Raw genomic sequence first — 23,207 nt, 5'->3', positions numbered from 1 at the left:
CAAGCAGGATAAAGGCCACACTTCGGATATTGGGCCTATATCACACCATAGGAGCAGGGAAATGGCATTCAGTGGATTGAAGCGGATTGTCGCAGGCCTTGCCCTGGCAGGTGCCCTGGCGGTCTCCGGCGCGCAGGCGGCCGACAAGGTGGTGGTCGCCTCCAAGATCGACACCGAAGGCGCGGTGCTGGGCAATATCATCGTCCTGCTGCTCGAGCAGGCGGGCGTGCCGGTCGAGAACAAGGTATCGCTGGGCGTTACCAAGATCGTGCGCGGCGCGCTGATCGCCGGCGAGATCGATATCTATCCCGAATATACCGGCAATGCCGGCTTCTTCTTCAGCGTGCCCGAAGATCCGGCCTGGAGCAATTTCGATGCCGGCTACAAGAAGGCTGCCGAACTGGACCTTGCCGCCAACAAGCTGGTCTGGCTGACCCCGGCGCCCGCCAACAACACCTGGGTGATCGCGGTGCGCAGCGAGATCGCCACCGAGGCCAAGCTGGTCAGCCTGGAGGATTTCGGCAAGTGGGTCAGCGGCGGCGCCAAGGTGAAGCTGGCCGGCTCGGCCGAGTTCGTGGAAAGCCCGGCGGCCCTGCCGGCGTTCCAGAAGGCCTATGGCTTCAAGCTGACCAATGACCAGCTCCTGGTGCTTTCGGGCGGCGATACCGCGGCGACGATCAAGGCAGCAGCCGAGCAGACCTCGGGCGTCAACGCCGCCATGGCCTATGGCACCGACGGCGCGCTGGCGGCCCTGGGGCTGACCGCCCTGACCGATCCCAAGGGCGTGCAGCCGGTCTATGCCCCGGCCCCGGTGGTGCGCGCGGCGACCCTGGAGAAGTTCCCGGCCATCGCCACGGCGCTGGAGCCGGCGTTCAAGACCCTGACCTTGGAAACCTTGCAGAAGCTCAATGCCGCGGTGGCGCTCGACGGCATCGATGCCAAGACGGTGGCCAAGGATTACCTGACCAAGGCAGGCCTGCTGAAGTGACCAGCGGCGTCGCCGATCCGCATTTTCTGGGGCACCGGGCGGCACTCGCCTGGCGCCCCGGCGTGGTGCAGGCGACGCTGACCCTTGCCGCCCTGGGCGGTGTCCTGGCGCTGGGCTTCGTCGGCTTCTCGCCCAACCGCATCCTGACCGGCAAGAGCCTGGCCCTGTGGGAGGTGGTGGACACGCCGGGGGCGGCCGGCTTTGCGCTGGCCGGCCTCACGCTGCTGGCGGGGGCCCTGGCACCGCCCCATCCCTTGCGCAACATTGTCTCGGGCGTCGGCGCCGTGGCCCTGCTGGTCGTAACCCTATGGGTGGCCGGTGACGTCGCGACCGGCTTGACGGCGGCAGCACCCAGCCCGGCGGCGCGGGTCTCCCTGGGCGGCGCCTTTTGGGTGCTGCTGCTGGCGGCGGCCCTGGCGGCCAGCGATGCCCTGGGCCGCCTTGCCCGTGGCCATTGGTGGCGCTTCGGCGCCCTGGGCCTGGTGCTCGCCTTCCTGATTGTCCTGGCGCTGGGCGGGCACTTCGATCACCTGTCGCTGGTGCGCGAATGGGCCAACCGGCGCGAGGCCTATGCCGCCGAACTGGGCCGTCACCTGGTGCTGGTGGTTGGCGCCCTGGTGCCGGCGGTGCTGGCCGGCGTGCCCCTGGGCCTGCTGGCGCTGCGCCGGCCGGGCGTGGCGCCCGGGCTGTTCGCCGGGCTGAACCTGGTCCAGACGATTCCCTCGATCGCCCTGTTCGGCCTGCTGATCGGGCCGCTGACCTGGGCGGCCGATGTGGTGCCGGGCCTGCGCAGCATCGGCGTAGGCGGCATCGGTGCAGCCCCCGCCCTGGTCGCCCTGGTGCTCTATGCCCTGCTGCCGGTGGCGCGCAGTACCCATGCCGCCTTCCGCCAGGTCTCGCCCTCGGTGATCGATGCCGCGCGGGGCATGGGCATGACCGGGGGCCAGGTGCTGCGGCGCGTTTCGCTGCCGCTGGCCATGCCCGTGCTGCTGTCAGGTTTGCGTATCGTGCTGGTGCAATTGATTGGCCTGACCGTGGTCGCCGCGCTGATCGGGGCCGGCGGGCTTGGCACCTTCGTGTTCCAGGGCCTGGGCCAGACGGCGACCGACCTGGTGCTGCTGGGCGCGGTCTCGACCATCGCGCTGGCCCTGTTCGCGGATATCGTGTTGCGGGTGGTGACCTTGGCTTTGCGTAAGGAGGGCTTGAGATGATCGAATTGTCCGGCGTGACCAAGCACTTCGGCGACCGCGCCGCGGTCGACCAGGTGTCGCTCAACGTCGCCCGGGGCGAGATCTGCGCCCTGGTCGGCACCTCGGGCAGCGGCAAGTCCACCACCCTGCGCATGATCAACCGCCTGATCGAGAAGGACGCGGGCACCATCCGCATCGACGGCGTCGATGTCGACAGCCAGCCGGTAGTCGAACTGCGCCGGCGCATCGGCTATGTCATCCAGTCGATCGGCCTGTTCCCGCACTGGAGCGTGGCGCGCAATGTCGCGACCGTGCCCGCCCTGCTGGGCTGGCCCGCGGCCAAAGCCAACGCAAGGGTGGATGAGTTGCTGGCCCTGGTCGGCCTCGATCCCGCGATCTACCGCGATCGCTCGCCCCATCAGCTTTCGGGCGGGCAGCAGCAGCGGGTGGGCTTTGCCCGGGCGCTCGCCGCCGATCCCGACGTGCTGCTGATGGACGAGCCTTTCGGCGCCGTCGATCCGGTCACCCGCGACAGCCTGCAAAGCGAATTGCTGCGCATCCATGCCGCCACCGCCAAGACCATCGTCCTGGTCACCCACGACATCGACGAGGCGATCCGCCTCGCCAGCCAGATCGCGGTGATGGATCTCGGCCGGATCGTCCAGCAGGGCCGCCCGCGCGACCTCCTCGCCAACCCGGCCGACGGCTTCGTGCGCGAATTCGTCGGCGGCACCAGGCGCGGCCTGCGGCTGCTCAAGGTCTCCGCCGTCGGCGACCTGGTGCAGGCCGGGCCGGTGCCCGACGGCGTCCCCGTGCCAGCCTCCACCGCGCTCGACGATGCCCTGGCCCAGATGATCGCCCAAAGCCGCACCGCCCTGGCGGTGGCCGATGACAACGGTGCCGTGCTGGGCATCGTCCGGCTCGAGGACCTGGTCCTGAGGGCGGCGGCATGAGGGCGGGACAGGCATCCTGCGTGGTTCGACAGGCTCACCATGAGGAGAATCTTTATGCCAAAAAGACTTTCCTCATCCTGAGCCTGTCGAAGGACGCAGGGCGGAAGGGCAGGGCGCCATGAGCATCGCCGCCGTGTCCCGGCCGGCATCGCCCTGGCCGCTGCTGCTGGTGGGCACGGCCTTCCTGGTGCTGGTCATCGGCCTGCAGCAGGCCGAGCCGGTGTTCCACTGGTGGTTCCCCGAGCTGGACCGGCCGATGTACACAAGGGCGACGTTCCTGGAACTGACCCTGTCCCATGCCGGCCTGGTCGCCGTCTCCAGCCTGGTCGTGGTCGGCGCCGGCATCGCCATCGGCACCTTCGTCACGCGGCCCGCCGGCCAGGAATTCCGCGGCGTGGTCGACACCGTCACCGCCGTGGGGCAGACCCTGCCGCCGTCGGCGGTGCTGGCGATCTGCGTGCCCATCGCCGGCTATGGCGCCGTGCCCACCTTGATCGCGCTCAGCCTCTACGGCCTGCTGCCGGTGGTGGACAGCACCATCGCCGGGCTGCGCTCCGTCTCCGACGGGGTGAAGGACAGTGCGGACGGCTTGGGGCTGACCCCGCTGGGCCGCCTGCTCCAGGTCGAATTGCCGCTGGCCGCGCCCATCATCCTGACCGGGGTGCGCACCTCGGTGGTGATCAATATCGGCACCGCCACCATCGGCTCGACGGTGGGGGCGCTCACCCTGGGCTCGCCGATCATCGAGGGGCTGGCCGGGTCCAACCCCGCCTATGTCCTGCAAGGGGCGATCGTGGTCGGCCTGTTCGCCATCCTGGTCGACCTTGTCTTCGAGCGGCTGGACCGCCGTCTCCAACGCCGCCTGCCACCCCAAGGCTGATCCATGTCGATGTTGAGCAACAAGGGCAAATACGGCATCAAGGCCCTGGTCCATCTGGCCCGCCTGCCCGCGGGTGAAACGGCGCAGGGGGTGGATATCGCCCAGGCCAACCAGATCCCCAAGAAATTCCTCGACGGCATCCTGGTCGACCTGCGCAAGACCGGCTTGGTCAACAGCAAGAAGGGCCCGCGCGGCGGCTACTCCCTGGGCCAGCCCGCCTACCAGATCCGCTTAGGCGACGTGGTGCGCACGCTGGACGGGCCGCTGGCCCCCATCGCCTGCGCCAGCAAATCGTCCTTCAAGGCCTGCGACGATTGCCCCGACGTCTATACCTGCGGCGTGCGCGCCCTGATGCTGCAGGTGCGCGATGCCATCGCCAGCGTGCTGGACAAAACCACCCTGGCCGATCTGCGCGACGGCACCGGCGGCTCCACCGTCGACAACCTGATGTACCACATCTAAGGTCGCCCCATGACCGCCGACAGCCACCTGACCAGTCCCAACGGGCGCAAGCGTGGCCGGGGCCTGAATATCCCCTTCCGCGGCACCCCCGGGCCGGACAATGCCATCACCGATGTGCCCGGCGTGACCGTGGGCTTCACCACCCTGATCGACGAGAACGCGCCCATCCGCACCGGCGTCACCGCGATCCTGCCGCGCCCGGCCGGCGACCTGCTGCACCCGGTCTGGGCGGGCGTCTTTTCGATGAACGGCAATGGCGAACTGACGGGCTCGCACTGGGTGCGTGACGGCGGCTGGTTCACCGGGCCGATCACCATCACCAACACCCTGTCGGTGGGCGTCGCCCATCACGCCACCATCCGCTGGATGCTGTCGCGGTTCCGCGACGAGATCACCCGCTCGCTCTGGCTCCTGCCCGTGGTGGGGGAGACCTATGACGGCTGGCTGAACGACATCGAAGGCCTGCATGTGACCGAGGGCGATGTCATCGCCGCCCTCGAGGCGGCCAGGGGCGGCCCGGTGGCGGAGGGCAATGTCGGCGGCGGCACCGGCATGATCGCCTATGAATACAAGGGTGGCACCGGCACCGCCTCGCGCCGGGCCAGCGTGCGCGCCGGCACCTTTACCGTGGGGGCCCTGGTCCAGGCCAACCACGGCCGCGGCCCCTGGCTGGAGATCTGCGGGGTGCGGGTGGGCGAGAAGCTGCCGCCCCGGCCGATCTGGACCCGCGAGACCGGCTCGATCATCGTGATCCTGGCCACCGATGCGCCCTTGCTGCCCTCGCAGCTCGAGCGCCTGGCCCGCCGTGCCGCCATCGGCATCGGCCGCAACGGCACGCCCTCGGGCAATTCATCCGGCGACATCTTCCTGGCCTTTTCGACCGCCAATGATCCCGGTCCCTTGCCCGAGCCACCGCTGCTGCGCTTGGAGGCCGTCACCAACGACGATCTCGACGCGCTCTACCTGGCGGTGGTCGAAAGCGTCGAGGAGGCGGTGGTCAACGCCATGCTGGCGGCGCAAACCATGACCGGCCGCGACGGCCGGGTGGTGCCGGCGCTCGATCCCGAGCGGGTGGCCGCGCTGTTTGCAGAAAATTAAGGTCGCGGGCGGCATGCTGGTGCCACCATGCCCACGGAAACCCGCCATATCAGCTTTCGCCCGCACGAGATCGTCGCGGCGATCGGCGATTTTCATGCCCGGCGCAAGTTGCCGATCCCCAAGGGCAAGGTCCTGGGCATTTCCTTCACCGAGGCGCCCAATATCCAGACCACGCTGTCGATCCGCCCCGACGACGAGGCGGAGCCGGTCGACTTCACCCTGACCAGCGAGACCCTGGCCGCCGCCCTGGTTTTCTACTGCATCAACCGCAGCATTCCGCTGCCCGCCATGGCGACCAAGCGCCTGCAGCGCAACGGCGACGAAATCGCCCTGGTCATCACCAGAGCCAGTCGCTCCTAGCGCGCCGCCAGCCGCTTGGTCACGGCGGCACCGGTCAACTCCCGCAGGGCATCCTTGCCCACCCAGCGTGCCGTGGTATCCGTCGACGCTGCCAGCCGCCGTGCCGACGCCACCGCCGCGGCATTGAGTGCCGGGTTGCGCTTGCCGATGGCGCGCAGGGCCATGTTGACGGCTTTCTTGACGAAATTGCGCTCGTCGGTCGCTGCGGCCTCGATGCGGGCCAGGCCCTGGACGAAGGGCGCGTCGGCAGCCTTCCTGTCGTGCACGCTCAATGCCCAGATCAGGGCGAAAGCCGCGCGCCTGACGAATTCCTCGGGCCGGTCCGCCCATTGCTCGGCCTTGGCCCAGGCATGGGCCGTATGGTCCCACAGGTGAAAGCAGGCGGTGTCGCAGACCGCCCAATTGTCGAAATCGCCGGCCCAGCGCTCCATCTGCGCCGGTGTGACCCATGCCGGCTCGGCGAGGAAGATCGCCATCATGCGCGCCTCGTACCAGCCTGTTCCCCACAGCGCCTGGGCAAGATCGTGATCGCGCCCCAGCCGCCTGGCCTCTTTCCGCATGGTCCCGACGGAAACCCCGAAGGCCCTGTCGGACGGGATGGCAAAGCGCGCCATGCCGTCGCGCGCGGCCTTGGTGCCCTGGCTTTTGAGCCAATCGACGACGGCTTGGGTCTGGTCGCTGCTCATCCGATTTCCACCATTCGTCATCCCGGCGAAAGGGGATCCGGGCGTCGAGACAGTAGCCTTCAAATAATCCCCGACGCCACCGCGGGCGAGGGGTGGGCGAGCGCGTCGGCCAGGAATTCCAGCGCGTGCCTCGTCTCCTGGCGGCCGACGACGCCGCCCAGGCAGACGCGCACGGCTTCGGGCGGCGGGCGGGAGACGGCGAAGGCGTCGCTCACCACCACGCCCATGCCGGATGAGCGCATGTGATCGGCAAAGCTCGAGCGGCTCCAGGGTGTGGGCAGGGAAACCCAGAGGTGGAAGGCTTCCGGGTCGGTCAGGTAGCTGCCGGCCGGCAGGATCTCGCGCACCAGGCCCTGGCGGGCGCGCGACTCCTGGCGGATCGCGGCCAGCACATCCTCGGCTATCCCTTCGATGATCCAGTGGCTGGCGATCGCCACCGTGATCGGCGAGGCCATGACGGTGGCGGCGCGCAGGGACGCGGCCAGGGGCCAGACGCTGCGATTGTCCGGTGCCGCCAGATAGGCGACGCGCAGGCCCGCACCCAGGCACTTGGCGAGGCCCGCCACGTAATAGGTGATATCGGGGGCCAGGGCAGCGAACGGCGGGGGCGGGGCCACCGGCACGCTGCCATAGGCATCGTCCTCGATGATCTTCACGCCATGCCGGCGGGCCACCGCGATCAGCGCCGCGCGCCGGCGCGCCGAGATCGTCGCCGTGGTCGGGTTGAGCAGGGTGGGGTTACAATAGAGCGCCTTGGGGGCATGGCGCCGGCACGCCTCCTCGAAGGCATCGGCGCTGATGCCCTCGCCGTCCTGGGCCAGGCCCACCAGTTGCAGCCCCAGTTGCGCGGTGAGCGCGCGGATGCCGGGATAGGTCAGGTCCTCGCAGCAGACCACGTCGCCCGCCTTGGCAAGCACGCTTAAGGTTGCCAGCAGGGCGCTGTGGGCGCCGGGGCAGACCAGCACCCGGTCGCGCGGCACCTCCAGGCGATGATGCCGGGCAAGCCAGGTCACCGCCGCGTCCTTGTCCGCCGGCGCGCCGCCGAAACCCTGGTAGCGCAGCAGCGCGGTCAGGTTGGTGCCGATCTCCTCCAGCCCCAGGCGCATGCGCTCCAGCAGCACCGGGTCTTCGGGCTCGGGCGGCAGGTTCATGGTCAGGTCGACCAGGTCGCGGCGGCGGGCGGGCTTGGGGCTGGCGGTCGCCTCGCCGCGCACGAAGCTGCCGGCGCCGACGCGGGACTCGATCAGGCCCCGGCGCTGCGCCTCGACATAGGCGCGGGCGACGGTGGTGAAGTTCAGGCCCAGTTGCTGGGCCAGGACCCGCTGCGGCGGCAGGCGGTCGGCCGGGGCCAGGCGGCCGATGCGGATGTCGGCCTCGATCGCGTCGGCGATGGCCTGGTAGTGCGGCCCGATGCTCTTGCCGATCTGCGGGATCCAGCCGACCAGTTTGCGCCCCATCGATCAATGCCCAAACTTGAATGCAGTCAATTTGATCATTTCAGGTTCAATTGACTGCATCTTGATCTCGGTCGCACCCTGCGTCTCGGCCCAGGCTTGGCCGCATTACCGCCGTTGGATGACTTTATGAAACACCCGATTGCTGCGCTGCGCAAGAAAACTTGGAATGGCGGCCGCGCCAGAGCCCGAAAGGCTTTCCCGGGGCCTTCCGGCGGCTTTCCGGGGCTTTCTCGCGGTTCTGCGGGAGGAGGGGCGCTGCACAGAAAATGAACTGCGGCCCGCCTAAATGAGTCGCAGTGCCCAAAAAGTGATCCGGCGCTTTTCGGGCGGAATCCGGTCATTGACTGGAAAAATTGATCGCATTTTTTCGATTCTGACTATCGATTGTGCAGAAACTTGACTGGCACGGCGTTTGCAATTTCTCCGACGACCACCCTTACGGTGCTCGCCTGACAACCTGGGAGAGATGCAATGCCTGCCGTTACCAAGCCAGCCCACCAGAAGGGCGACTTCTTCGTCGACTACGAGCAGAAGCTGTTCGAGGACGTGAAGGCCAAGCCGGGCGAAAAGGCCCTGGTCACCTTCCACACCGTGGCCTTCGAAGGCTCGATCGGCCTCGTCAACCTGCTCCAGGCCACCCGCCTGCTGCGCAAGGGCTTCGAGACCTCGGTCCTGCTCTATGGCCCGGGTGTGACCCTTGGCGTGCAACGCGGCTTCCCCACCCTGGGCGACGAGGCCTTCCCCGGCCACCTGGCGATGAACAACCAGGTGGTCAAGTTCATGGGCGAGGGCGGCAAGGTCTTCGCCTGCCGCTTCGCGCTCCAGGCGCTCTACGGCCACGGCGAGCCCTCGCTGATCCCGGGCATCACCCCGATCAGCCCGCTCGACGTGCTGGACCTGATCCTGCTGCACCGGGCCGATGGCGCCTTCATCCTGAACACCTGGACGCTTTGAGATGTCACGGGTCGTCAGGGCAGCGGCGGTTCAGATCGCCCCCGATATCGAGCAGCCCGCGCGCACGCTCGAACGGGTCTGCAATGCCATCGCGGAGGCGGCGGGGAAGGGCGCCCAATTCGTGGTCTTCCCCGAGACCTTCGTGCCCTACTACCCTTATTTCTCCTTCGTCCATCCGCCGGTCTCGACAGGCCAGGACCATCTGCGCCTGTACGAGCATGCCGTCACCGTCCCGGGTCCCGTGACCCAGGCGGTGGCGGCCGCGGCCCGCGCCCACGGCATCGTCGTGGTGCTGGGGGTGAACGAGCGCGATTACGGCTCGCTCTACAATGCCCAGCTCATCTTCGATGCCGACGGCACGCTGGCCCTCAAGCGCCGCAAGATCACGCCGACCTTCCACGAACGGATGATCTGGGGCCAGGGCGACGGTTCAGGCCTGGCCGTGGTCGAGACCGCCGTGGGCCGGGTCGGCGCGCTCGCCTGCTGGGAGCATTACAACCCGCTGGCCCGCTACACGCTGATGGCCCAGCACGAGGAAATTCACGCCAGCCAGTTCCCCGGCTCGATGGTCGGGCCGATTTTCGGCGAACAGATGGAGGTGACGATCCGCCATCACGCGCTGGAATCGGGCTGCTTCGTGGTCAATGCCACCGGCTGGCTGAGCGAGGCGCAGATCGACGCGATCACACCCGATCCCAAATTGCAGAAGGGCCTGCGCGGCGGCTGTCACACCGCCATTGTCTCGCCCGAGGGCAGCCACCTGGTGCCGCCGCTGACCTCAGGCGAGGGCATCCTGGTCGCCGACCTCGACATGCGCCTGATCACCAAGCGCAAACGCATGATGGATTCGGTCGGCCACTACGCCCGGCCCGAACTGCTCAGCCTCAACCACGACAACCGTGCCACCAGCCCGGTCGTCACCACTCACAACACCGTCATCCCGGCGAAGGCCGGGATCCACGGCGGGGGCGATACGGGTCCGTCCCAGTACTCCACGACAGTGGATCCCGGCCTTCGCCGGGATGACGGTCAGGAAGATCGTGTCCGCCCTGCCGAGGTCAAGGCCCAAGGCCGTTCGTTTTAAGGAGTGTGTCCATGAAACCGACAGCGACCCAATCCCTGATCACCGAATTGCAGTCCTTCGGGGTTCGGCTGGCTGATCCCAGCGCCGGCGCCGCCAGCCGGCGCGGCGGCGCGGGGCCGTCGGATCACAAGGCGATGACGGTCGAGGGCCGCACCGTGATGGTGCCGGTGCATACCGCCGGCGCCTTCGCCTCGCCCTACGTCGCCAGCCGCCCGGACGCGGAGGGTTACAGCACGATCGCGCGCGACGGTGTCGATGTCGGCCGGGTGTCGTTCCCGTTGTCCCCGCGCTTCTATGCCCTGCAGACCTTCGACGGCATTCCCTATTCCAAGATCGCGGTCCTGCACGGCCGTGACGTACTGGCCACCACGGTGCTGCAAACCTGCATCCGCTACGGCAGCCGCAAGAAGACCTGCCAGTTCTGCTCGATCGGGCAGTCGCTGGCGGCCGGCCGGACGATCGCCCACAAGTCGCCGGAGCAACTGGCGGAAGTCGCCCGTGCCGCCGTGTTGCTGGACGGGGTCAAGCACATGGTGATGACCACGGGCACGCCCAATGCCACCGACCGCGGCGCCAAGATCCTGTGCGACAGCGCCTTTGCCGTGAAGGCCGCCGTCGACCTGCCGATCCAGGCCCAGTGCGAGCCGCCCGACGACGACATCTGGTTCCAGCGGTTGAAGGCGGCCGGCGTCGATGCGCTGGGCATGCACCTGGAAGCGGTAACGCCGGAGGTGCGGGCGCGCATCATGCCGGGCAAGGCCAGCGTGCCGATTTCCCGTTACCTGGACGCCTTCAAGGTGGCGGTGCCCGTCTTCGGCCGGGGCCAGGTCTCGACCTATATCCTGGCCGGCCTGGGCGATACCAGGGAAGCGATCCTGGAAATCTCGCAAACCTTGATCGGCCTGGGCGTCTATCCCTTCGTGGTGCCCTTCGTGCCGATCTCGGGCACGCCGCTGGAAGATCATCCCGCCCCGTCGCCGGCCTTCATGCGCGAGATCCTGGCGCCCCTGGGCGCCATGCTGAAATCCGCCGCGCTGCGCTCGGCCGACATCAAGGCCGGCTGCGGCAAGTGCGGGGCCTGTTCCGCCCTCTCCAGCTTCGAGGATTAGGGCCATGCTGTTCGAGCCGGTCCTGCCCTACCTCGCCGGCGAATGCACGGTGAAATTCGCCACCGCGGATTGGGAGCGGGCAGGGGCCATGGCCCTGCGGGCCCAAGTGTTCTGCCGCGAACAGCGCATCTTCGAGGGGGACGACCGCGACGCGACCGACGCCCGCGCCATCACCCTGGTGGCGCTGGCCCCGATCTTCGGCGTGCCCGACCATGTGGTGGGGACCGTGCGCATTCACGAAGACGCACCCGGCGTCTGGGCCGGTTCGCGCCTGGCGGTCGATCTCAGCTATCGCCGCATGGGCGCCATCGGCACCGGCCTGATCCGGCTGGCAGTGTCCTCCGCCCATGCCCGCGGCTGCCACCGCTTCCTGGCCCAGGTCCAGGCGCGCAATGCCGAGCTGTTTCACCGCCTGCACTGGCGCACCCTGGAGGAGATCACCCTCCACGGCCTGCCCCATCATTTCATGGAAGCCGACCTCGACCATTACCCGCCCTTCGGCGCGGGCGAGACCGGCTTCGTTACCATGATCCGGCGGGCGGCATGAGCCTCGTCGACCTCGCCCGCCATATCCAGGACAGCCGCGGCCTGGCCCACAAGCGCGATATCGACGCGGTCGTGTCGGGCCTTGGTCTTGGTGCCGGCGCCATCGCGGTGGGCGACGATTGCGCCGCCATCCCCGATGGCGACGGCTTCCTGCTGCTGGCGATCGAAGGCTTCATCAACGACTTCGTGGCGGCGGAGCCGTGGTTCGCCGGTTACTGCGGCGTCATGGTCAATGTCAGCGACATTGCCGCCATGGGCGGCCGCCCCACCGCCGTGGTCGATGCCCTGTGGAGCCGGGATGCCGCCCATGCCCGCCCCTTGATGGAGGGCCTGGCGGCCGGGGCCGCCGCCTACGGCGTGCCCATCGTCGGCGGCCACAGCAACACCCGCAATACGGGCGAGCAATTGTCGGTGGCGATCCTGGGCCGGGCCAAGTCTCTCCTCACCAGCTTCGATGCGAGGCCCGGCGAGGTACTGCTGGCGGCGATCGACCTGCGCGGCCGCTACCGCGAGCCGCACCCCTATTGGGATGCCAGCAGCGGCGCCCCCGGCGCCCGCCTGCGCGCCGACATCGAACTGCTGCCGGCGATCGCCGAGGCGGGCCTCGCCCGCGCCGCCAAGGATATCAGCATGGCCGGCGCGGTCGGCACCGCCCTGATGCTGCTCGAATGTTCCGGCCTGGGCGCCGATCTCGACCCGGCCCGGATTCCCCGGCCCGAGGGCGTGGCGCTGGAGCGCTGGCTGATCTCCTTCCCCAGCTTCGGCTATATCTTCAGCGTGGCGCCGAACAAGGTTGCTGCCGTAGAGGCGCGCTTCGCCCAGGCGGGCATCGCCTGCGCCGCCTTCGGCACCACCAACGCCAGCGGCCTGGTCCGCCTCAGCGACGCAACCGGTGCGGTTCCCCTGTGGGATTTCGCGGCCTCGCCGCTGATCGGCTGCGGCCCGCCGCGCGAGGAGTTCGCCCGCCATGCCTGAACTGCGCTTCCGCGTCCGCTGGCCCGATGGCGCGACCGAGTCCTGCTATTCGCCATCCTCGGTGATCGCCGACCATCTGGATCCCGGCACGCCCTATCCCCTGGCGCAATTCCTGGAGATCAGCCGCACGGCACTCGCCGCCGCCAGCGAGCGGGTGCGCCAGAAATACGGCTTCCCCTGTTCCCGCGCCCTGGGCCAGCTCGCCCGCATCGAGGCAACCGCCGCCACTTTCGCCCATCGGCCCGACGCCACCGTGGTCGTCGAAGGCTTCGAGATATAGGACCCCGCCCATGACCAAGATCGATCCCGCCCGCCGCCACTATCCCGTCCTCGTCATCGGGGGAGGCCAGGCCGGCCTGTCCATGAGCTATTGCCTGAAGCAGCAGGGCATCGACCACTTGGTGTTCGAGAAGCATCGCCGCGGTCATATCTGGTCCAGCGAACGCTGGGACAGCTTCTGCCTGGTCACGCCCAACTGGCAATGCCAGTTGCCGGGCTTCCCCTACAACGGCAGCGACCCCTTGGGTTTCATGAAGAAAAACGAGATCCTGGCCTATATCGATGCCTATGTGGACCTGGTCCAGCCGCCCCTGCTGGAAGGTGTCGAGGTGAAAGCCCTGCGCCGCCTGGGTGCGGGCTTCGAACTCGAGACCCAGACCGGCACCTATACGGCGGACCAGGTGGTGCTGGCCGTGGGGGCTATCACATCCCCTCGATCCCGCGCATCGCGGAACGCCTGCCGACCCCGATCCGCCAGCTCCATTCGTCGGAATACCGCAACGCCGAGGCTTTGCCCCCCGGTGCCGTCCTCGTGGTCGGTTCCGGCCAGTCGGGCTGCCAGATCGCCGAGGACCTGCACCTGGCCGGGCGCCAGACCCATCTGTGCGTCGGCAGCGCGCCCCGCGTCACCCGCCGCTACCGGGGCAAGGATGTGGTCGAATGGCTGCACGACATGGGCCATTACGACATGCCGATCGACCAGCATCCCCTGAAGGAGAAGGTGCGCGGCAAGGCCAATCACTATGTCACCGGCCGTGACGGCGGCCGCGACATCGACCTGCGCAAGTTCGCCCTGGAGGGCATGAAGCTCTATGGCCGCCTGGGCGCGGCGCAGGGCAGCGAGTTGCGCTTCGCGCCCGACCTTGTCCGCAACCTCGACGGCGCCGATGCCACGGCGGAACGGATCAAGGCCGGCATCGACGCCCATATCGCGGCCAACGGGATCGAGGCGCCGGTCGAGGCGCCCTATGTCCCGCTGTGGACGCCGGCGAGCGAGCCGGCCGCCATCGACCTGATCGCGGAAAACATCACCACGGTGATCTGGTCCACCGGTTTTCGCTCCAACTTCACCTGGGTCGAAATCCCCGCCTTCGACGGCCGCGGCTACCCCACCCACAAGCGCGGGGTGAGCAGCGTTCCGGGCTTGTATTTCCTGGGGCTGCCCTGGCTCTACACCTGGGGCTCCGGCCGCTTCTCCGGCGTCGCCCGCGACGCGGGCTTTCTCGCCGAGCAGATCCTCGGCCACCAGGCCAAGCCGGCATTGCGGGCCGCGGGCTAGTCCCGGCCCTCAGAGCATCCAGCCTATGCCGGCGAGCACCGCCACGACGCCGATCTCGATCGCGCAGGCCCGGCGGTAGAGCGCCAGTGCCCGGCGGATGTCCCTGGCGGTCGCTTGTGGCCGGCCGGTGCCCATCCAGGCATCGCTGCTGAGTGTGTCACCGTAGACCTTGGGGCCGTTCAGCGCCAAGTCCAGGGCGCCGGCCATGGCTGCTTCCGGCCAGCCGGCATTGGGCGACTTGTGCTGCCGCGCATCCCGCCAGGCCGCCCGCAACGCGGCCCTCGCGTCGGCGCCGGGCGCGATCAGGGCGGCGGCGGCCAGCCACAGGGCGCTGAGGCGCGAGGCGGGCAGGTTCACGACATCGTCGGTGCGCGCGGCGGCCCAGCCGAAGGCCTGGTGGCGCGCCGTCTTGTGGCCGATCATGCTGTCGGCGGTGTTGATCGCCTTGTAGCCGACGATGCCGGGCAGGCCCAGCAGGGCGCACCAGAAGGCCGGCGCCACGATGCCGTCGGAGAAATTCTCGCCCAGGCTCTCGATCGCCGCCCGGGCGACGCCGGCCTCGTCCAGGGTGCTGGTGTTGCGGCCCACGATCATGGCGACGGCCCGGCGGCCGCCCGCCAGGCCCTGGGTTTCCAGCGCCGTGGCTACGGCGACGACATGGGCATCGAGGCTGCGCTGGGCGATCAGGGTCGAGGCCAGGATCGCCAGCACGACGATGCCGGCACCCCAGGGCAGGTAAAGCAGGATCAGGTATTGCAGGCCCCAGGCGGGTAGCATGGTCAAGGCCAGCAGGGCGCCCAAGGCCGCGACCCCATTGAGCCGGCGGGCACTGTCCGGCATGGTCGCGCGGTTGAGGCTGCGGTCGAGTCGGCTGATCAGCGCGCCGATCCAGATGACCGGGTGGCCGATCAGCGGGATCAGGCGTTGCGGATAGCCGAAAGCGGCCTCCAGCCCAGGGCGGCCAATAAGATCAGGAGGGGGGGCTCGATGCTCATGGAGGGCGCCACAGCTAGCACGAAAGCGCCAGGCAGGGCAGATCCCTTGTCGACGCACGGCGGCCATCGCTCGGCCGCGCAGGCCCGCTTTCCAGGCGCCCCCCAACCCTGGCTCGACCTGTCGACCGGGATCAACCCATTGCCTATCCCCTCCCGGCCCTGTCCCCGGCGGTCTTCACCGCTCTGCCGGACCCGGCCGCCCTGGCGGCACTGGAGGCCGCGGCGGCCAGGGCCTATGGCGTCGCCGATCCGTCGCTGGTGGTGGCGGCACCCGGCACGCAGATCCTGATCGACCTGCTGCCCCGGCTGTTGCCGCCGGCCGATGTCGCCGTGCTGGGCCGACCTACGGCGAGCATGGGCCTGGCTGGCTGCGGGCCGGCCACCGGCTGCGCAGCGCCCGCTACCTGCACGACTTGCGGCAGGCCAAGGTTGCCGTGGTGGTCAATCCCAACAACCCCGATGGCCGCATCCTGGCGGCGGCCGACCTGCTGGCCCTGGGCGCGGCGCTCGACGCCCGGGGCGGCCTGCTGGTGGTGGACGAGGCCTTTGCCGACCTGGAGGCGGGCACGTTCAGCCTGGGTTCGCGCCTGCCGCGGCCGGGCATCGTGGTGCTCCGCTCCTTCGGCAAGACCTATGGCCTGGCCGGCCTGCGCTTGGGCTTCGCCCTGGCCCCGGCCGATATCGCGGCCGAGATTCGCGCCGCCCTGGGGCCCTGGGCGGTCTCGGGCCCCGCCATCGCCGTGGGGACGGCGGCCCTGGCCGACCGGCTTTGGCTCGAAGCGTCGGCGGCGCGCTGTTCTGCCGATGCCCTGGACCTGGACCGGCTCATGGCCGGGCCGGCTTTGACGCCCTGGGCGGGACCAGGCTGTTCCGCCTCTATCGCCACGACGAGGCGGCCGCATGGTTCGAGCGACTGGGCAAGGCCGGCATTCTGGTGCGCCCCTTCGACTACCAGCCCGATTGGCTGCGCCTGGGGCTTCCCGGCGACAAGGCATCCTGGGCGCGCCTCGAGGAGGCCCTGCGATGACCGGCCAGGCCCCGCCTGTCTTCGATGCGGACTTCCGCCGCCATTTCGAGGAATTGCTGCGCTGGCGCCGCGACGTCCGCCGCTTCCGCCGCGAGCCGCTGGCGCCGGGCCTGCTGCACCAGTTGCTGGAACTGGCGGACCTGGCGCCCTCGGTCGGCAATTGCCAGCCCTGGCGCTTCGTGGTGGTCGAGGATTCAGGCGTCCGCGCCGCCGTGCGGGCCAATTTCCAGGCTGCCAATGCCGCCGCCCTGGACAACTACCAGGGCGAGCGGGCGCGGCTCTATGCCAGCCTGAAGCTCTCAGGCCTCGACGATGCCCCGGTGCACCTGGCGGTCTTCGCCGACCTCAACCCGGCGCAAGGTTTCGGCCTGGGCCGCCAGACCATGCCCGAAACCATCGAGCATTCCGCGACCACGGCGGTGCACACTTTCTGGTTGGCGGCGCGGGCCTTCGGCGTCGGCGTCGGCTGGGTCTCGATCCTCGATCCCGACGAGATCAACACCCTGCTGGACTGTCCGCCCGGCTGGCATCTGGTGGCCTATTTGTGCGTCGGCTACCCGGTCGAGGAGCACGAGGATCCGGAGCTGGAACGCCACGGCTGGCAGGGGCGCACGCCGCTGTCGACCCGGCTTTCGGTCAAATGACGCTCGATTGTTTGTGGCAATTGCGTTAGCGTCGCCGCTGGATTGGTCCCGCAAGGGCTAAGAGGGAACGCGGTCGAATACCGCGGCTGTCCCCGCAACTGTAGGCGCCGACGCTGCCTTCCGAGTCCCACTGGCCTCTGCCGGGAAGGGGGAGGGCGGAGCAGGGCGCGAGCCAGGAGACCTGCCGATCCGACCGGAACACCAACTGCGCCGCCGGTGGAGCGGCAGAAAGAGTAAGAGATCATGACGACCAAGGCTGCCTCCCTACCCCAAACCGTTGCCGTTCCGCGCTCGCGCCTGGCCGTTGCCGCCAGCCTGTTTGCGATGGGCGTCGGCTTCGTCTTCCTGGTGGGGTTCTCGCACCCGCAGTCGCTGCACGATGCCGCGCACGACACCCGCCACGGTCTCTCGTTCCCCTGCCACTGAGGTTGCCATGTTCGGACGTCTTGCGGCCTGCGGCCTTGCCGGCGGGATCCTCGGCGGCTGCCTTGTGGCGGCCATCCAGGCGGTAACCACCACCCCCCTTATCCTCCACGCCGAACTGTTCGAGGTACACGAGGTCGCGGACGCCGCCGGTATCATCCTCGCGCACGCCCATGGCACGGCCAGTGATGCGGTTGCCCATGCCGACGGCTATGACACCACGCGCCTGTTCATGACCTCGATCATGACGGTGGTCTGCGCCATCGGTTATGGCTGGATCCTGCTGTCGGCCATGTACCTGAAGGGTGCGGCGATCACCGCGCGCAGCATCCTGCCCTGGGCGATCGCGGCCTTCGTCGCCACCGGGCTGGCCCCGTCCCTGGGCCTGGCGCCGGAACTGCCGGGCTCGGCCGCGGCGGATCTCGATGCAAGGCAACTGTGGTGGGCCGGTACGGCCCTGGCGACCGCCGTCGGCATCGCCTTGATCGCCTTCAGCCGCAACCCGCTGTGGATCGTCGCCGCCCTGGTGCTGATCGTGCTGCCGCACATCATCGGCGCGCCGGTGCCGCCCGATCCCGAAAGCCGCGTGCCGGCCGAAGTCGCGGCGGAATTCGCCGGGGCCTCGCTGGTCGTCCAGTTCCTGGCCTGGGTCATCCCCGGTGCCATCGCCGGCTTCCTGGCCCAGCGCCTTATCCGCCCCGAGCCGGTCGCCGCATAACGCTCAGGGGGAGGGGAACCACCCCCCTTGCCCGATTTCACGATGCCCCCTAGGCTTGGGGCATCGTGAAAATCATTGATTACCTTGCCCGAGAACACCTCACCCTGACCGAATTTGCCCGGCGTGCCGGCGTTTCCGTCGCGGCCATGAGCCGCTATATCAGCGGTCAGCAGATCCCCCGTCCCGAGGCCATGCGCCGCCTGGCCGAGGCCTCCAACAACCACGTCTCGCCCGGCGATTTCTATGCCCCGGCGGGCCAGGGGGTGATCCGCACGATCCCGTCGCGGCGGCCCGCCACTTCCTGGAGACGCGGCCCGAGATCCGCTTCATCGACCTCTTCATCGCCGATACCAACGGGGTCTGCCGCGGCAAGCGGGCGACCCGGGGCGAGGCGCTGGAGGTGATCGAGCATGGGCTGAAACTGGTCGGCTCGGTCTTCGGCCTCGACATCCACGGCGACAATGTCGAGGAGACGGGCCTTGGCATGGCGACCGGCGACCGCGACCAGATCGGTGTGCCCATCGACGGCCGCATCCTGCCCATGCTGTGGGCCGGGCCTGATGCCGCCCAGATGCACCTGACCCTGCTGGACGAGGACGGCTCGCCCTTCTTCGCCGATCCAAGGCAGGTGCTGGGCGATGTCCTGGCCAAGTTCAAGGCCCTGGGCCTGACCCCGGTGGTGGCCTGCGAACTGGAATTCTACCTGATCGACAATGCGCGCGACGCCAAGGGCGGCCCGCAACCCGTGCCGTCCCCCTTCACCGGGCGGCGCGACTGGACCACCCAGGTCCTGTCGCTGGAAGACATGGACGCGCACCGTGCCCTCTTGACCGAAATCGCCGAGGCGCTGGAGGCCCAGGGCGTGCCCGCCACGGGTGCCTTGAGCGAGTACGCGCCGGGCCAGTTCGAGATCAACCTGCATCATGTCGCCGATGCCCAGGCCGCCTGCGACCATGCCATCCTGTTCAAGCGGGCGGTGCGCGCGGTCGCCCGCCATCACGGCCACGATGCCACCTTCATGGCCAAGCCCTATGGCAACATTTCGGGCTCGGGCCTGCATGTCCATATCAGCCTCGTGGACGAGAAGGGCCGCAACGTCCTGGCGACCGGCCATCCGCATGCCGACCAGCGCCTGCGCCATGCGGTGGGCGGGCTGATGGCGGCGATGCCGGAATCGATCGCCGTGTTCGCGCCCAATGCCAATTCCTATCGCCGCTTCCAGCTCGGCTCCTATGCCCCGGTGGCACCCACCTGGGGTTTCGAGAACCGCACCGTGTCGCTGCGCGTGCCGGGCGGCGACGGCCAGGCCAGGCGCATCGAGCACCGGGTCTGCGGCGCCGATGCCAACCCTTACCTGGCGGTGGCGGCGATCCTGGGCGCCATGCATTACGGCCTGACCAAGGAAATCGACCCCGGCCCGCCGATCGAAGGCAATGCCTATGACGCGGTGGCACCCAGCCTGCCGCGCCACTGGTCGAACGCGCTCGACACCTACGACGACGGCCTGATCCTGCCGCGCTATTTCGGCGAGCGTTACCACCAGCATTACGGCCGCCTGCGCCGCGCCGAATTCGAGCGCTACGAAGCCGAGGTGAACCCCCTCGACCACGCCTGGTACCTCGATCATTTGTGAGGTGCGTTGGACTGGCATTGTGCGTCCTTCGAGACGCCACCTTCGGTGGCTCCTCAGGATGAGGAGAATCTTCATGCCAGAACAAATCTCCTCATCCTGAGGAGGCCCGCAGGGCCGTCTCGAAGGACGCAGGATGGCTATGCAGGCCGGGGTATTGCCAGCCGTCGGTGCCTGTATTTCAGTATCAGGCACTCGCTGAGGACCCCGCCATGACCCTGGACGCCTGGCTCATCTTCCTGCCCGCCGCTTTCCTCATGGCGGTCGCGCCCGGCCCCAGCAATGTGCTGGTGGCCAGCCATTCGGTGCGTTTCGGGCTGACCCCGGCCCTGCTGGCGGTGGCCGGGCGGATCGTCACCTTTGCCGGCATGATCCTGATCACGGCGCTGGGCCTGGGTGCCATCCTGGCGGCGTCCGAAGTGGCGTTCGCCGTGATCAAGTGGCTGGGCGTTGTCTATCTCGCCTGGCTGGGCATCCAGACCTGGATGGCCAAGCCGACCGCCGCCGCCCAGGCGCCGGTCGTCACCGCCGTCGGCCTCAAGGCGATGATGCGGCGCGAGGCGATGGTGGCGATCGGCAATCCCAAGGCGATCCTGATCTTCACCGCGGCCTTTCCGCAGTTCATCGACCCGGCGCGCGACTATGATGCCCAGATGTGGGTGATCGGCGCGACCTTCCTGGTGCTGGAATGGTTCGCCGCCTTCATCTATGGCAGCGCCGCCGCCTGGTTCCGCCGCGCCGCCCCCAGCCTGAAAGCCGCGGTCATCGCCAACCGCCTGACCGGGGCCGCCTTCTGCCTGGGCGCCGTGGGCCTGGCCTTCGCCCGCAAGGACTAGCGGGCGGTGCTGGCCGCGGGCGAGCGGGCGATGTAGTCCAGCGCCAGCGAGGTATCGGCTTCCGTCCGCGGGTCATAGCCGCGCAGCAGGAAGCGCCAACTGGCCCCGGCGATCTTGCGCAGCGACAGCAGGCGGCCGGCGCGGACGGCACGCGGCCATTCCCGGAACAGGCTTGGCCGCCGGGCCAGGTTGGGGTCGTGCCTCATCAGGAAGCGCATGGCCATGGTCCAATGCAGCACCAGGATCGGCACCACCCCGGTCATCAGGAACAGGCGGTGGAAGAAGCCGGCCGGGGCGATGTGGCGATAGAGGTCGAAGGCCACCGTGCGATGCTCGACCTCCTCGGCCGCGTGCCAGCGGAACAGGTCCAGCATGGTCGGGTCGGCATTCCAGGATTCGATGTTGGTGGCCTCCAGCGCGAACTTGCCCCACATGCAGGTGAAGTGTTCGCCGGCCGCGATGATGCCGATGCGGGTGTTCAGCCACCAGCGTTCCAGTCCCAGGCGCCGGGCCGGAATCCCGAAGATCCGGTCGCCCAGCGCGCGGTCGATCTGGCGCCGCAGGAAGGCCATGTAGCGGTTGCTGTCGATGCCATGGGCCTGGAAATGCTCCAGCACCAAGCCGTGTGCGCCGCCATGAATGGCTTCCTGGCGCATGAAGCCGATCACGTCCTGGCGCAGCTTCTCGTCGGTCACCAGGGGCAGGGCCTGCTTGAAGACCTGGCAGAACCACGCCTCGATCGGCGGGAAGATCAGGTGCAGGGCGTTGTAGAAATGCGAGGTGAAGGGATCGCCGGCGACCCACTGGATGGGCGTGTCCTGCCAGTCGAATTTCACGCGGCGGGGCGTAATGGTATGGGTTTCTTGCGGCAGGCTGGTCATGGCGAACCTCACTTCGGCGCGAGTTCGATGCGGGCGATCCGGCGCACGAGGCCGGGCGAGAGGCGCGACAGAGCCGAACCGATCACCGCCTCGGCGCCGACCAGGGCCACTGCCCGGTCCCTGGCCACGGCCTTGACGATCGACTTGGCGACCTGTTCCGGCGTGAAGCCCCGGCGATGGTACATCACGGCGGCCTTGTCGCGGCGGCGGGCCTGCTCGTCGGCGCTGACGCCGACATAGACGGTGGCCTGGGCAATGCCGGTCTCGACGAAGCCGGGGCACACGGCAGTGACGCCGATGCCGCTGCCGGCCAGTTCGGCCCGCAGGCAATTGGTCATCATCAGCACGGCCGACTTGGTGGTGGCATAGGCGGCGAAGCTGCGCGAGGGCATGAAGGCCGCGGCCGAGGCGACATTGACGATGTGGCCCTGGCGCCTGTCCTGCGCCATGCGCTGGCCGAACAGGCGGGCGCCGTGGATGACACCCCACAGGTTCACGCCCAGGATCTTCTGCCAGTCGGCGACCGAGGTCTCGAGGAAGCCGCCGGCCATGCCGATGCCGGCATTGTTGACCACGATGTCGACCGGGCCGCAGGCCTCGTCGACCCATTGGGCCAGGGCTTCCATGGCCGCGGCATCGGTCACATCGGCGCGCCGGGCCTGGGCCTGCAAGCCTTCCTGGCGGGCCAGCACGGCGGTGTGTTCCGCCGCCGCCTCGTTGATGTCGACGGCGATGACGTCGGCGCCCTTCTGCGCAAAGGCCAGCGCCGTGGCCCGGCCGATGCCGCCACCGGCCCCGGTGACCAGGATCTGCTGGCCGGCGAAGGGCCGCTTGCCAGTGTTGGTGGCGCGCTGGCGGGCGCGGCGGGTCACGGCGCTCTCGATGCCGCTGTCGACCTCGGCGACCATGCGGCGGACGTGGCCGGCGACCAGGGCGGGCTGCGACAGCGGCACCCAATGGCTGATGGCCAGATCGTGGCGTGCGAGTTTGGGCACGTACTTCACCAGGCCCTCGTACAATCGCGGGCTGACGAAGCGGTCGCGCAGGGCGACCAGCACCTGTACCGGCAGGTCGATCTGGAACCGGCCGGGTTTCCCCACGTGGCGGTGGAAATTGGCCCGGTAGAGGTTGATGCCGTTGATGCTGTCGGCAAGCTGGGTCGGCCGTGGCGCGACCTTCACGCCCTCGCTTCGCCGCAGCAGGCGCGGCCAGGCCTTGGCCAGGCCCATCCGCCACAGCAAGGGCGCCAGGAAGGGCAGGTGGAACAGCATGACGTACCAGGACCGCACCAACTGCCCCAGCAGGGGCAGCAGGGCGCCCGCCTTCAAGCGGTCGCGCAGCCACAGGCCGGCGAGGTCCAGGGACGGGCCGGACATCGAGGTATAGGACAGGATCCGGTTCTTCAGGCGCAGGTCGACCAGCGCCTCCCAGCCCTGGATCGAGCCCCAGTCGTGGCCGACCAGATGCACCTTGGCCCCCGGCACCGTGGCGTCGAGCACGGCGGCCAGGTCGCCCATCAACTGGTCCAGGCGATAGTCCCGGCCCGAGGCGGGGGCGGTGGAAGCCCCGGCGCCGCGAACGTCATAGGTCACGACCCGGTGATCCTGCGCCAGATCCTGTGCCACCCCGTCCCACACCGTGCTGTCGTCGGGATAGCCGTGCAGCAGCACGACCGTCGGCCGGCCGGCCTCGCCCCGGACGCGGGCGGCGAGTTCGACCTCGCCCGAGGGGATGCGGAAGGTTCCGGTCATGC

General features: G+C 68.9%; 26 protein-coding genes, 2 pseudogenes and 1 riboswitch. Of the genes and pseudogenes, 23 read left to right on the top strand and 5 right to left on the bottom strand.

Features of this window, described 5'->3' with window-relative positions; translation table 11 throughout:
• Window positions 1-61 precede the first annotated feature (61 nt).
• The 7 genes from osmF (at window position 62) to D3874_RS00735 (ending at window position 5,931) form a co-directional block, all read left to right on the top strand.
• Window positions 62-988 (top strand): glycine betaine ABC transporter substrate-binding protein OsmF, encoded by a 927-nt coding sequence (gene osmF / locus D3874_RS00765; protein WP_119775415.1) that lies wholly within the window; start codon window positions 62-64, stop codon window positions 986-988.
• Complete coding sequence (locus D3874_RS00760; RefSeq protein ID WP_119775413.1) at window positions 985-2,199, top strand: ABC transporter permease; 1,215 nt, start codon at window positions 985-987, stop codon at window positions 2,197-2,199. Before osmF ends, D3874_RS00760 begins: the two co-directional genes overlap by 4 nt.
• The gene (locus tag D3874_RS00755) at window positions 2,196-3,131 is read left to right on the top strand and encodes an ABC transporter ATP-binding protein (RefSeq protein WP_119775411.1); all 936 of its coding nucleotides are present in this window, start codon (window positions 2,196-2,198) and stop codon (window positions 3,129-3,131) included. Before D3874_RS00760 ends, D3874_RS00755 begins: the two co-directional genes overlap by 4 nt.
• Before the next feature lie 118 nt (window positions 3,132-3,249).
• Complete coding sequence (locus D3874_RS00750; protein WP_119775410.1) at window positions 3,250-4,011, top strand: ABC transporter permease; 762 nt, start codon at window positions 3,250-3,252, stop codon at window positions 4,009-4,011.
• Between the two features lie 3 nt (window positions 4,012-4,014).
• A complete protein-coding gene (locus tag D3874_RS00745; protein WP_338016675.1) occupies window positions 4,015-4,473 on the top strand; it encodes an RrF2 family transcriptional regulator in 459 nt (152 codons plus the stop codon).
• A gap of 9 nt (window positions 4,474-4,482) precedes the next feature.
• A complete protein-coding gene (locus D3874_RS00740; RefSeq protein ID WP_119775405.1) occupies window positions 4,483-5,571 on the top strand; it encodes a DmpA family aminopeptidase in 1,089 nt (362 codons plus the stop codon).
• Window positions 5,572-5,598: 27 nt separating this feature from the next.
• A complete protein-coding gene (locus tag D3874_RS00735; RefSeq protein ID WP_119775402.1) occupies window positions 5,599-5,931 on the top strand; it encodes a hypothetical protein in 333 nt (110 codons plus the stop codon).
• Here D3874_RS00735 and D3874_RS00730 read toward each other — a convergent pair.
• Complete coding sequence (locus D3874_RS00730; RefSeq protein WP_199698863.1) at window positions 5,928-6,617, bottom strand: DNA alkylation repair protein; 690 nt, start codon at window positions 6,615-6,617, stop codon at window positions 5,928-5,930. The two genes, D3874_RS00735 and D3874_RS00730, sit on opposite strands and share 4 nt — an antisense overlap.
• A gap of 59 nt (window positions 6,618-6,676) precedes the next feature.
• The gene (locus D3874_RS00725) at window positions 6,677-8,074 is read right to left on the bottom strand and encodes an aminotransferase-like domain-containing protein (RefSeq protein WP_199698862.1); all 1,398 of its coding nucleotides are present in this window, start codon (window positions 8,072-8,074) and stop codon (window positions 6,677-6,679) included.
• Window positions 8,075-8,545: 471 nt separating this feature from the next.
• Here D3874_RS00725 and D3874_RS00720 point away from each other — a divergent pair, with 471 nt between their 5' ends.
• The 8 genes and pseudogenes from D3874_RS00720 (at window position 8,546) to D3874_RS00690 (ending at window position 14,300) form a co-directional block, all read left to right on the top strand.
• Window positions 8,546-9,028: an MSMEG_0572/Sll0783 family nitrogen starvation response protein gene (locus D3874_RS00720; RefSeq protein WP_119775398.1), complete on the top strand. Its 483-nt coding sequence runs from the start codon at window positions 8,546-8,548 to the stop codon at window positions 9,026-9,028.
• Between the two features lies 1 nt (window position 9,029).
• Window positions 9,030-10,112, top strand: coding sequence for a Nit6803 family nitrilase (locus D3874_RS00715; protein WP_119775395.1), 1,083 nt, complete (start codon window positions 9,030-9,032; stop codon window positions 10,110-10,112).
• 11 nt (window positions 10,113-10,123) lie between these two features.
• Entirely contained in the window at window positions 10,124-11,221 is a 1,098-nt protein-coding gene (locus tag D3874_RS00710) for an MSMEG_0568 family radical SAM protein (protein ID WP_119775393.1), read from the top strand.
• A gap of 4 nt (window positions 11,222-11,225) precedes the next feature.
• A complete protein-coding gene (locus tag D3874_RS00705; RefSeq protein WP_119775390.1) occupies window positions 11,226-11,768 on the top strand; it encodes an MSMEG_0567/Sll0786 family nitrogen starvation N-acetyltransferase in 543 nt (180 codons plus the stop codon).
• Window positions 11,765-12,742, top strand: coding sequence for a sll0787 family AIR synthase-like protein (locus D3874_RS00700; RefSeq protein WP_119775388.1), 978 nt, complete (start codon window positions 11,765-11,767; stop codon window positions 12,740-12,742). Before D3874_RS00705 ends, D3874_RS00700 begins: the two co-directional genes overlap by 4 nt.
• Complete coding sequence (locus tag D3874_RS00695) at window positions 12,735-13,022, top strand: MSMEG_0570 family nitrogen starvation response protein (protein WP_119775385.1); 288 nt, start codon at window positions 12,735-12,737, stop codon at window positions 13,020-13,022. The genes D3874_RS00700 and D3874_RS00695 overlap by 8 nt, the downstream gene beginning before the upstream one ends.
• Before the next feature lie 10 nt (window positions 13,023-13,032).
• A pseudogene (locus tag D3874_RS32350) lies at window positions 13,033-13,398 on the top strand (FAD-dependent monooxygenase); the annotation flags it as partial.
• A gap of 50 nt (window positions 13,399-13,448) precedes the next feature.
• On the top strand, window positions 13,449-14,300 hold the full coding sequence (locus tag D3874_RS00690; protein ID WP_233559817.1) for a SidA/IucD/PvdA family monooxygenase: 852 nt from the start codon (window positions 13,449-13,451) through the stop codon (window positions 14,298-14,300).
• A 9-nt stretch (window positions 14,301-14,309) separates the two neighbouring features.
• On the opposite strand, the gene cbiB is transcribed toward D3874_RS00690, so the two are convergent.
• Complete coding sequence (gene cbiB, locus D3874_RS00685; protein WP_119775383.1) at window positions 14,310-15,362, bottom strand: adenosylcobinamide-phosphate synthase CbiB; 1,053 nt, start codon at window positions 15,360-15,362, stop codon at window positions 14,310-14,312.
• 367 nt (window positions 15,363-15,729) lie between these two features.
• On the opposite strand from cbiB, the pseudogene D3874_RS29830 reads away from it, so the two are divergent.
• From D3874_RS29830 to D3874_RS00650, 8 genes and pseudogenes are all read left to right on the top strand, one after another.
• Window positions 15,730-16,032: pseudogene (locus D3874_RS29830) on the top strand (aminotransferase class I/II-fold pyridoxal phosphate-dependent enzyme); the annotation flags it as partial.
• Window positions 16,033-16,064: 32 nt separating this feature from the next.
• On the top strand, window positions 16,065-16,322 hold the full coding sequence (locus D3874_RS29825; RefSeq protein WP_233559773.1) for a hypothetical protein: 258 nt from the start codon (window positions 16,065-16,067) through the stop codon (window positions 16,320-16,322).
• Entirely contained in the window at window positions 16,319-16,966 is a 648-nt protein-coding gene (gene bluB, locus D3874_RS00675; RefSeq protein ID WP_119775380.1) for a 5,6-dimethylbenzimidazole synthase, read from the top strand. Before D3874_RS29825 ends, bluB begins: the two co-directional genes overlap by 4 nt.
• 26 nt (window positions 16,967-16,992) lie before the next feature.
• A riboswitch (cobalamin riboswitch) is annotated at window positions 16,993-17,169 on the top strand.
• A 40-nt stretch (window positions 17,170-17,209) separates the two neighbouring features.
• Window positions 17,210-17,392: a CbtB domain-containing protein gene (locus D3874_RS00670; protein ID WP_119775378.1), complete on the top strand. Its 183-nt coding sequence runs from the start codon at window positions 17,210-17,212 to the stop codon at window positions 17,390-17,392.
• Between the two features lie 7 nt (window positions 17,393-17,399).
• Window positions 17,400-18,107 (top strand): CbtA family protein, encoded by a 708-nt coding sequence (locus tag D3874_RS00665; RefSeq protein WP_119775375.1) that lies wholly within the window; start codon window positions 17,400-17,402, stop codon window positions 18,105-18,107.
• 65 nt (window positions 18,108-18,172) lie between these two features.
• Window positions 18,173-18,511, top strand: a complete 339-nt coding sequence (locus tag D3874_RS31790; RefSeq protein ID WP_158595754.1) for a helix-turn-helix domain-containing protein — start codon at window positions 18,173-18,175, stop codon at window positions 18,509-18,511.
• Complete coding sequence (locus D3874_RS00655; protein ID WP_119775371.1) at window positions 18,508-19,740, top strand: glutamine synthetase family protein; 1,233 nt, start codon at window positions 18,508-18,510, stop codon at window positions 19,738-19,740. The genes D3874_RS31790 and D3874_RS00655 overlap by 4 nt, the downstream gene beginning before the upstream one ends.
• 209 nt (window positions 19,741-19,949) lie before the next feature.
• Window positions 19,950-20,573, top strand: a complete 624-nt coding sequence (locus D3874_RS00650) for a LysE family translocator (protein WP_119775368.1) — start codon at window positions 19,950-19,952, stop codon at window positions 20,571-20,573.
• Here the strand turns inward: D3874_RS00650 and D3874_RS00645 are convergent.
• A complete protein-coding gene (locus D3874_RS00645; protein WP_119775366.1) occupies window positions 20,570-21,454 on the bottom strand; it encodes a metal-dependent hydrolase in 885 nt (294 codons plus the stop codon). The two genes, D3874_RS00650 and D3874_RS00645, sit on opposite strands and share 4 nt — an antisense overlap.
• Before the next feature lie 8 nt (window positions 21,455-21,462).
• Window positions 21,463-23,205 (bottom strand): SDR family oxidoreductase, encoded by a 1,743-nt coding sequence (locus D3874_RS00640; protein WP_119775363.1) that lies wholly within the window; start codon window positions 23,203-23,205, stop codon window positions 21,463-21,465.
• Between the last annotated feature and the right edge of the window lie 2 nt (window positions 23,206-23,207).

It is taken from the genome of Oleomonas cavernae (assembly GCF_003590945.1).
GTDB classification, from domain to species: Bacteria; Pseudomonadota; Alphaproteobacteria; order Zavarziniales; family Zavarziniaceae; genus Zavarzinia; species Zavarzinia cavernae.
The sequence above is the reverse complement of the archived record's forward strand: the minus strand, read 5'-3'. Positions and strand labels throughout refer to the sequence as shown.

Coding starts and splice junctions, on each gene's coding strand:
- D3874_RS00665 (WP_119775375.1), top strand. CDS start 17,400: ATGTTCGGACGTCTTGCGGCCTGCGGCCTTGCCGGCGGGATCCTCGGC.
- D3874_RS00645 (WP_119775366.1), bottom strand. CDS start 21,454: ATGACCAGCCTGCCGCAAGAAACCCATACCATTACGCCCCGCCGCGTG.
- D3874_RS00695 (WP_119775385.1), top strand. CDS start 12,735: ATGCCTGAACTGCGCTTCCGCGTCCGCTGGCCCGATGGCGCGACCGAG.
- D3874_RS00725 (WP_199698862.1), bottom strand. CDS start 8,074: ATGGGGCGCAAACTGGTCGGCTGGATCCCGCAGATCGGCAAGAGCATC.
- cbiB (WP_119775383.1), bottom strand. CDS start 15,362: ATGGCCGCCGTGCGTCGACAAGGGATCTGCCCTGCCTGGCGCTTTCGT.
- osmF (WP_119775415.1), top strand. CDS start 62: ATGGCATTCAGTGGATTGAAGCGGATTGTCGCAGGCCTTGCCCTGGCA.
- D3874_RS00730 (WP_199698863.1), bottom strand. CDS start 6,617: ATGAGCAGCGACCAGACCCAAGCCGTCGTCGATTGGCTCAAAAGCCAG.
- D3874_RS00745 (WP_338016675.1), top strand. CDS start 4,015: ATGTCGATGTTGAGCAACAAGGGCAAATACGGCATCAAGGCCCTGGTC.
- D3874_RS00700 (WP_119775388.1), top strand. CDS start 11,765: ATGAGCCTCGTCGACCTCGCCCGCCATATCCAGGACAGCCGCGGCCTG.
- D3874_RS00740 (WP_119775405.1), top strand. CDS start 4,483: ATGACCGCCGACAGCCACCTGACCAGTCCCAACGGGCGCAAGCGTGGC.
- D3874_RS00705 (WP_119775390.1), top strand. CDS start 11,226: ATGCTGTTCGAGCCGGTCCTGCCCTACCTCGCCGGCGAATGCACGGTG.
- D3874_RS00650 (WP_119775368.1), top strand. CDS start 19,950: ATGACCCTGGACGCCTGGCTCATCTTCCTGCCCGCCGCTTTCCTCATG.
- D3874_RS00715 (WP_119775395.1), top strand. CDS start 9,030: ATGTCACGGGTCGTCAGGGCAGCGGCGGTTCAGATCGCCCCCGATATC.
- D3874_RS00735 (WP_119775402.1), top strand. CDS start 5,599: ATGCCCACGGAAACCCGCCATATCAGCTTTCGCCCGCACGAGATCGTC.
- D3874_RS00640 (WP_119775363.1), bottom strand. CDS start 23,205: ATGACCGGAACCTTCCGCATCCCCTCGGGCGAGGTCGAACTCGCCGCC.
- D3874_RS00720 (WP_119775398.1), top strand. CDS start 8,546: ATGCCTGCCGTTACCAAGCCAGCCCACCAGAAGGGCGACTTCTTCGTC.
- D3874_RS00755 (WP_119775411.1), top strand. CDS start 2,196: ATGATCGAATTGTCCGGCGTGACCAAGCACTTCGGCGACCGCGCCGCG.
- D3874_RS00750 (WP_119775410.1), top strand. CDS start 3,250: ATGAGCATCGCCGCCGTGTCCCGGCCGGCATCGCCCTGGCCGCTGCTG.
- D3874_RS00670 (WP_119775378.1), top strand. CDS start 17,210: ATGACGACCAAGGCTGCCTCCCTACCCCAAACCGTTGCCGTTCCGCGC.
- bluB (WP_119775380.1), top strand. CDS start 16,319: ATGACCGGCCAGGCCCCGCCTGTCTTCGATGCGGACTTCCGCCGCCAT.
- D3874_RS00710 (WP_119775393.1), top strand. CDS start 10,124: ATGAAACCGACAGCGACCCAATCCCTGATCACCGAATTGCAGTCCTTC.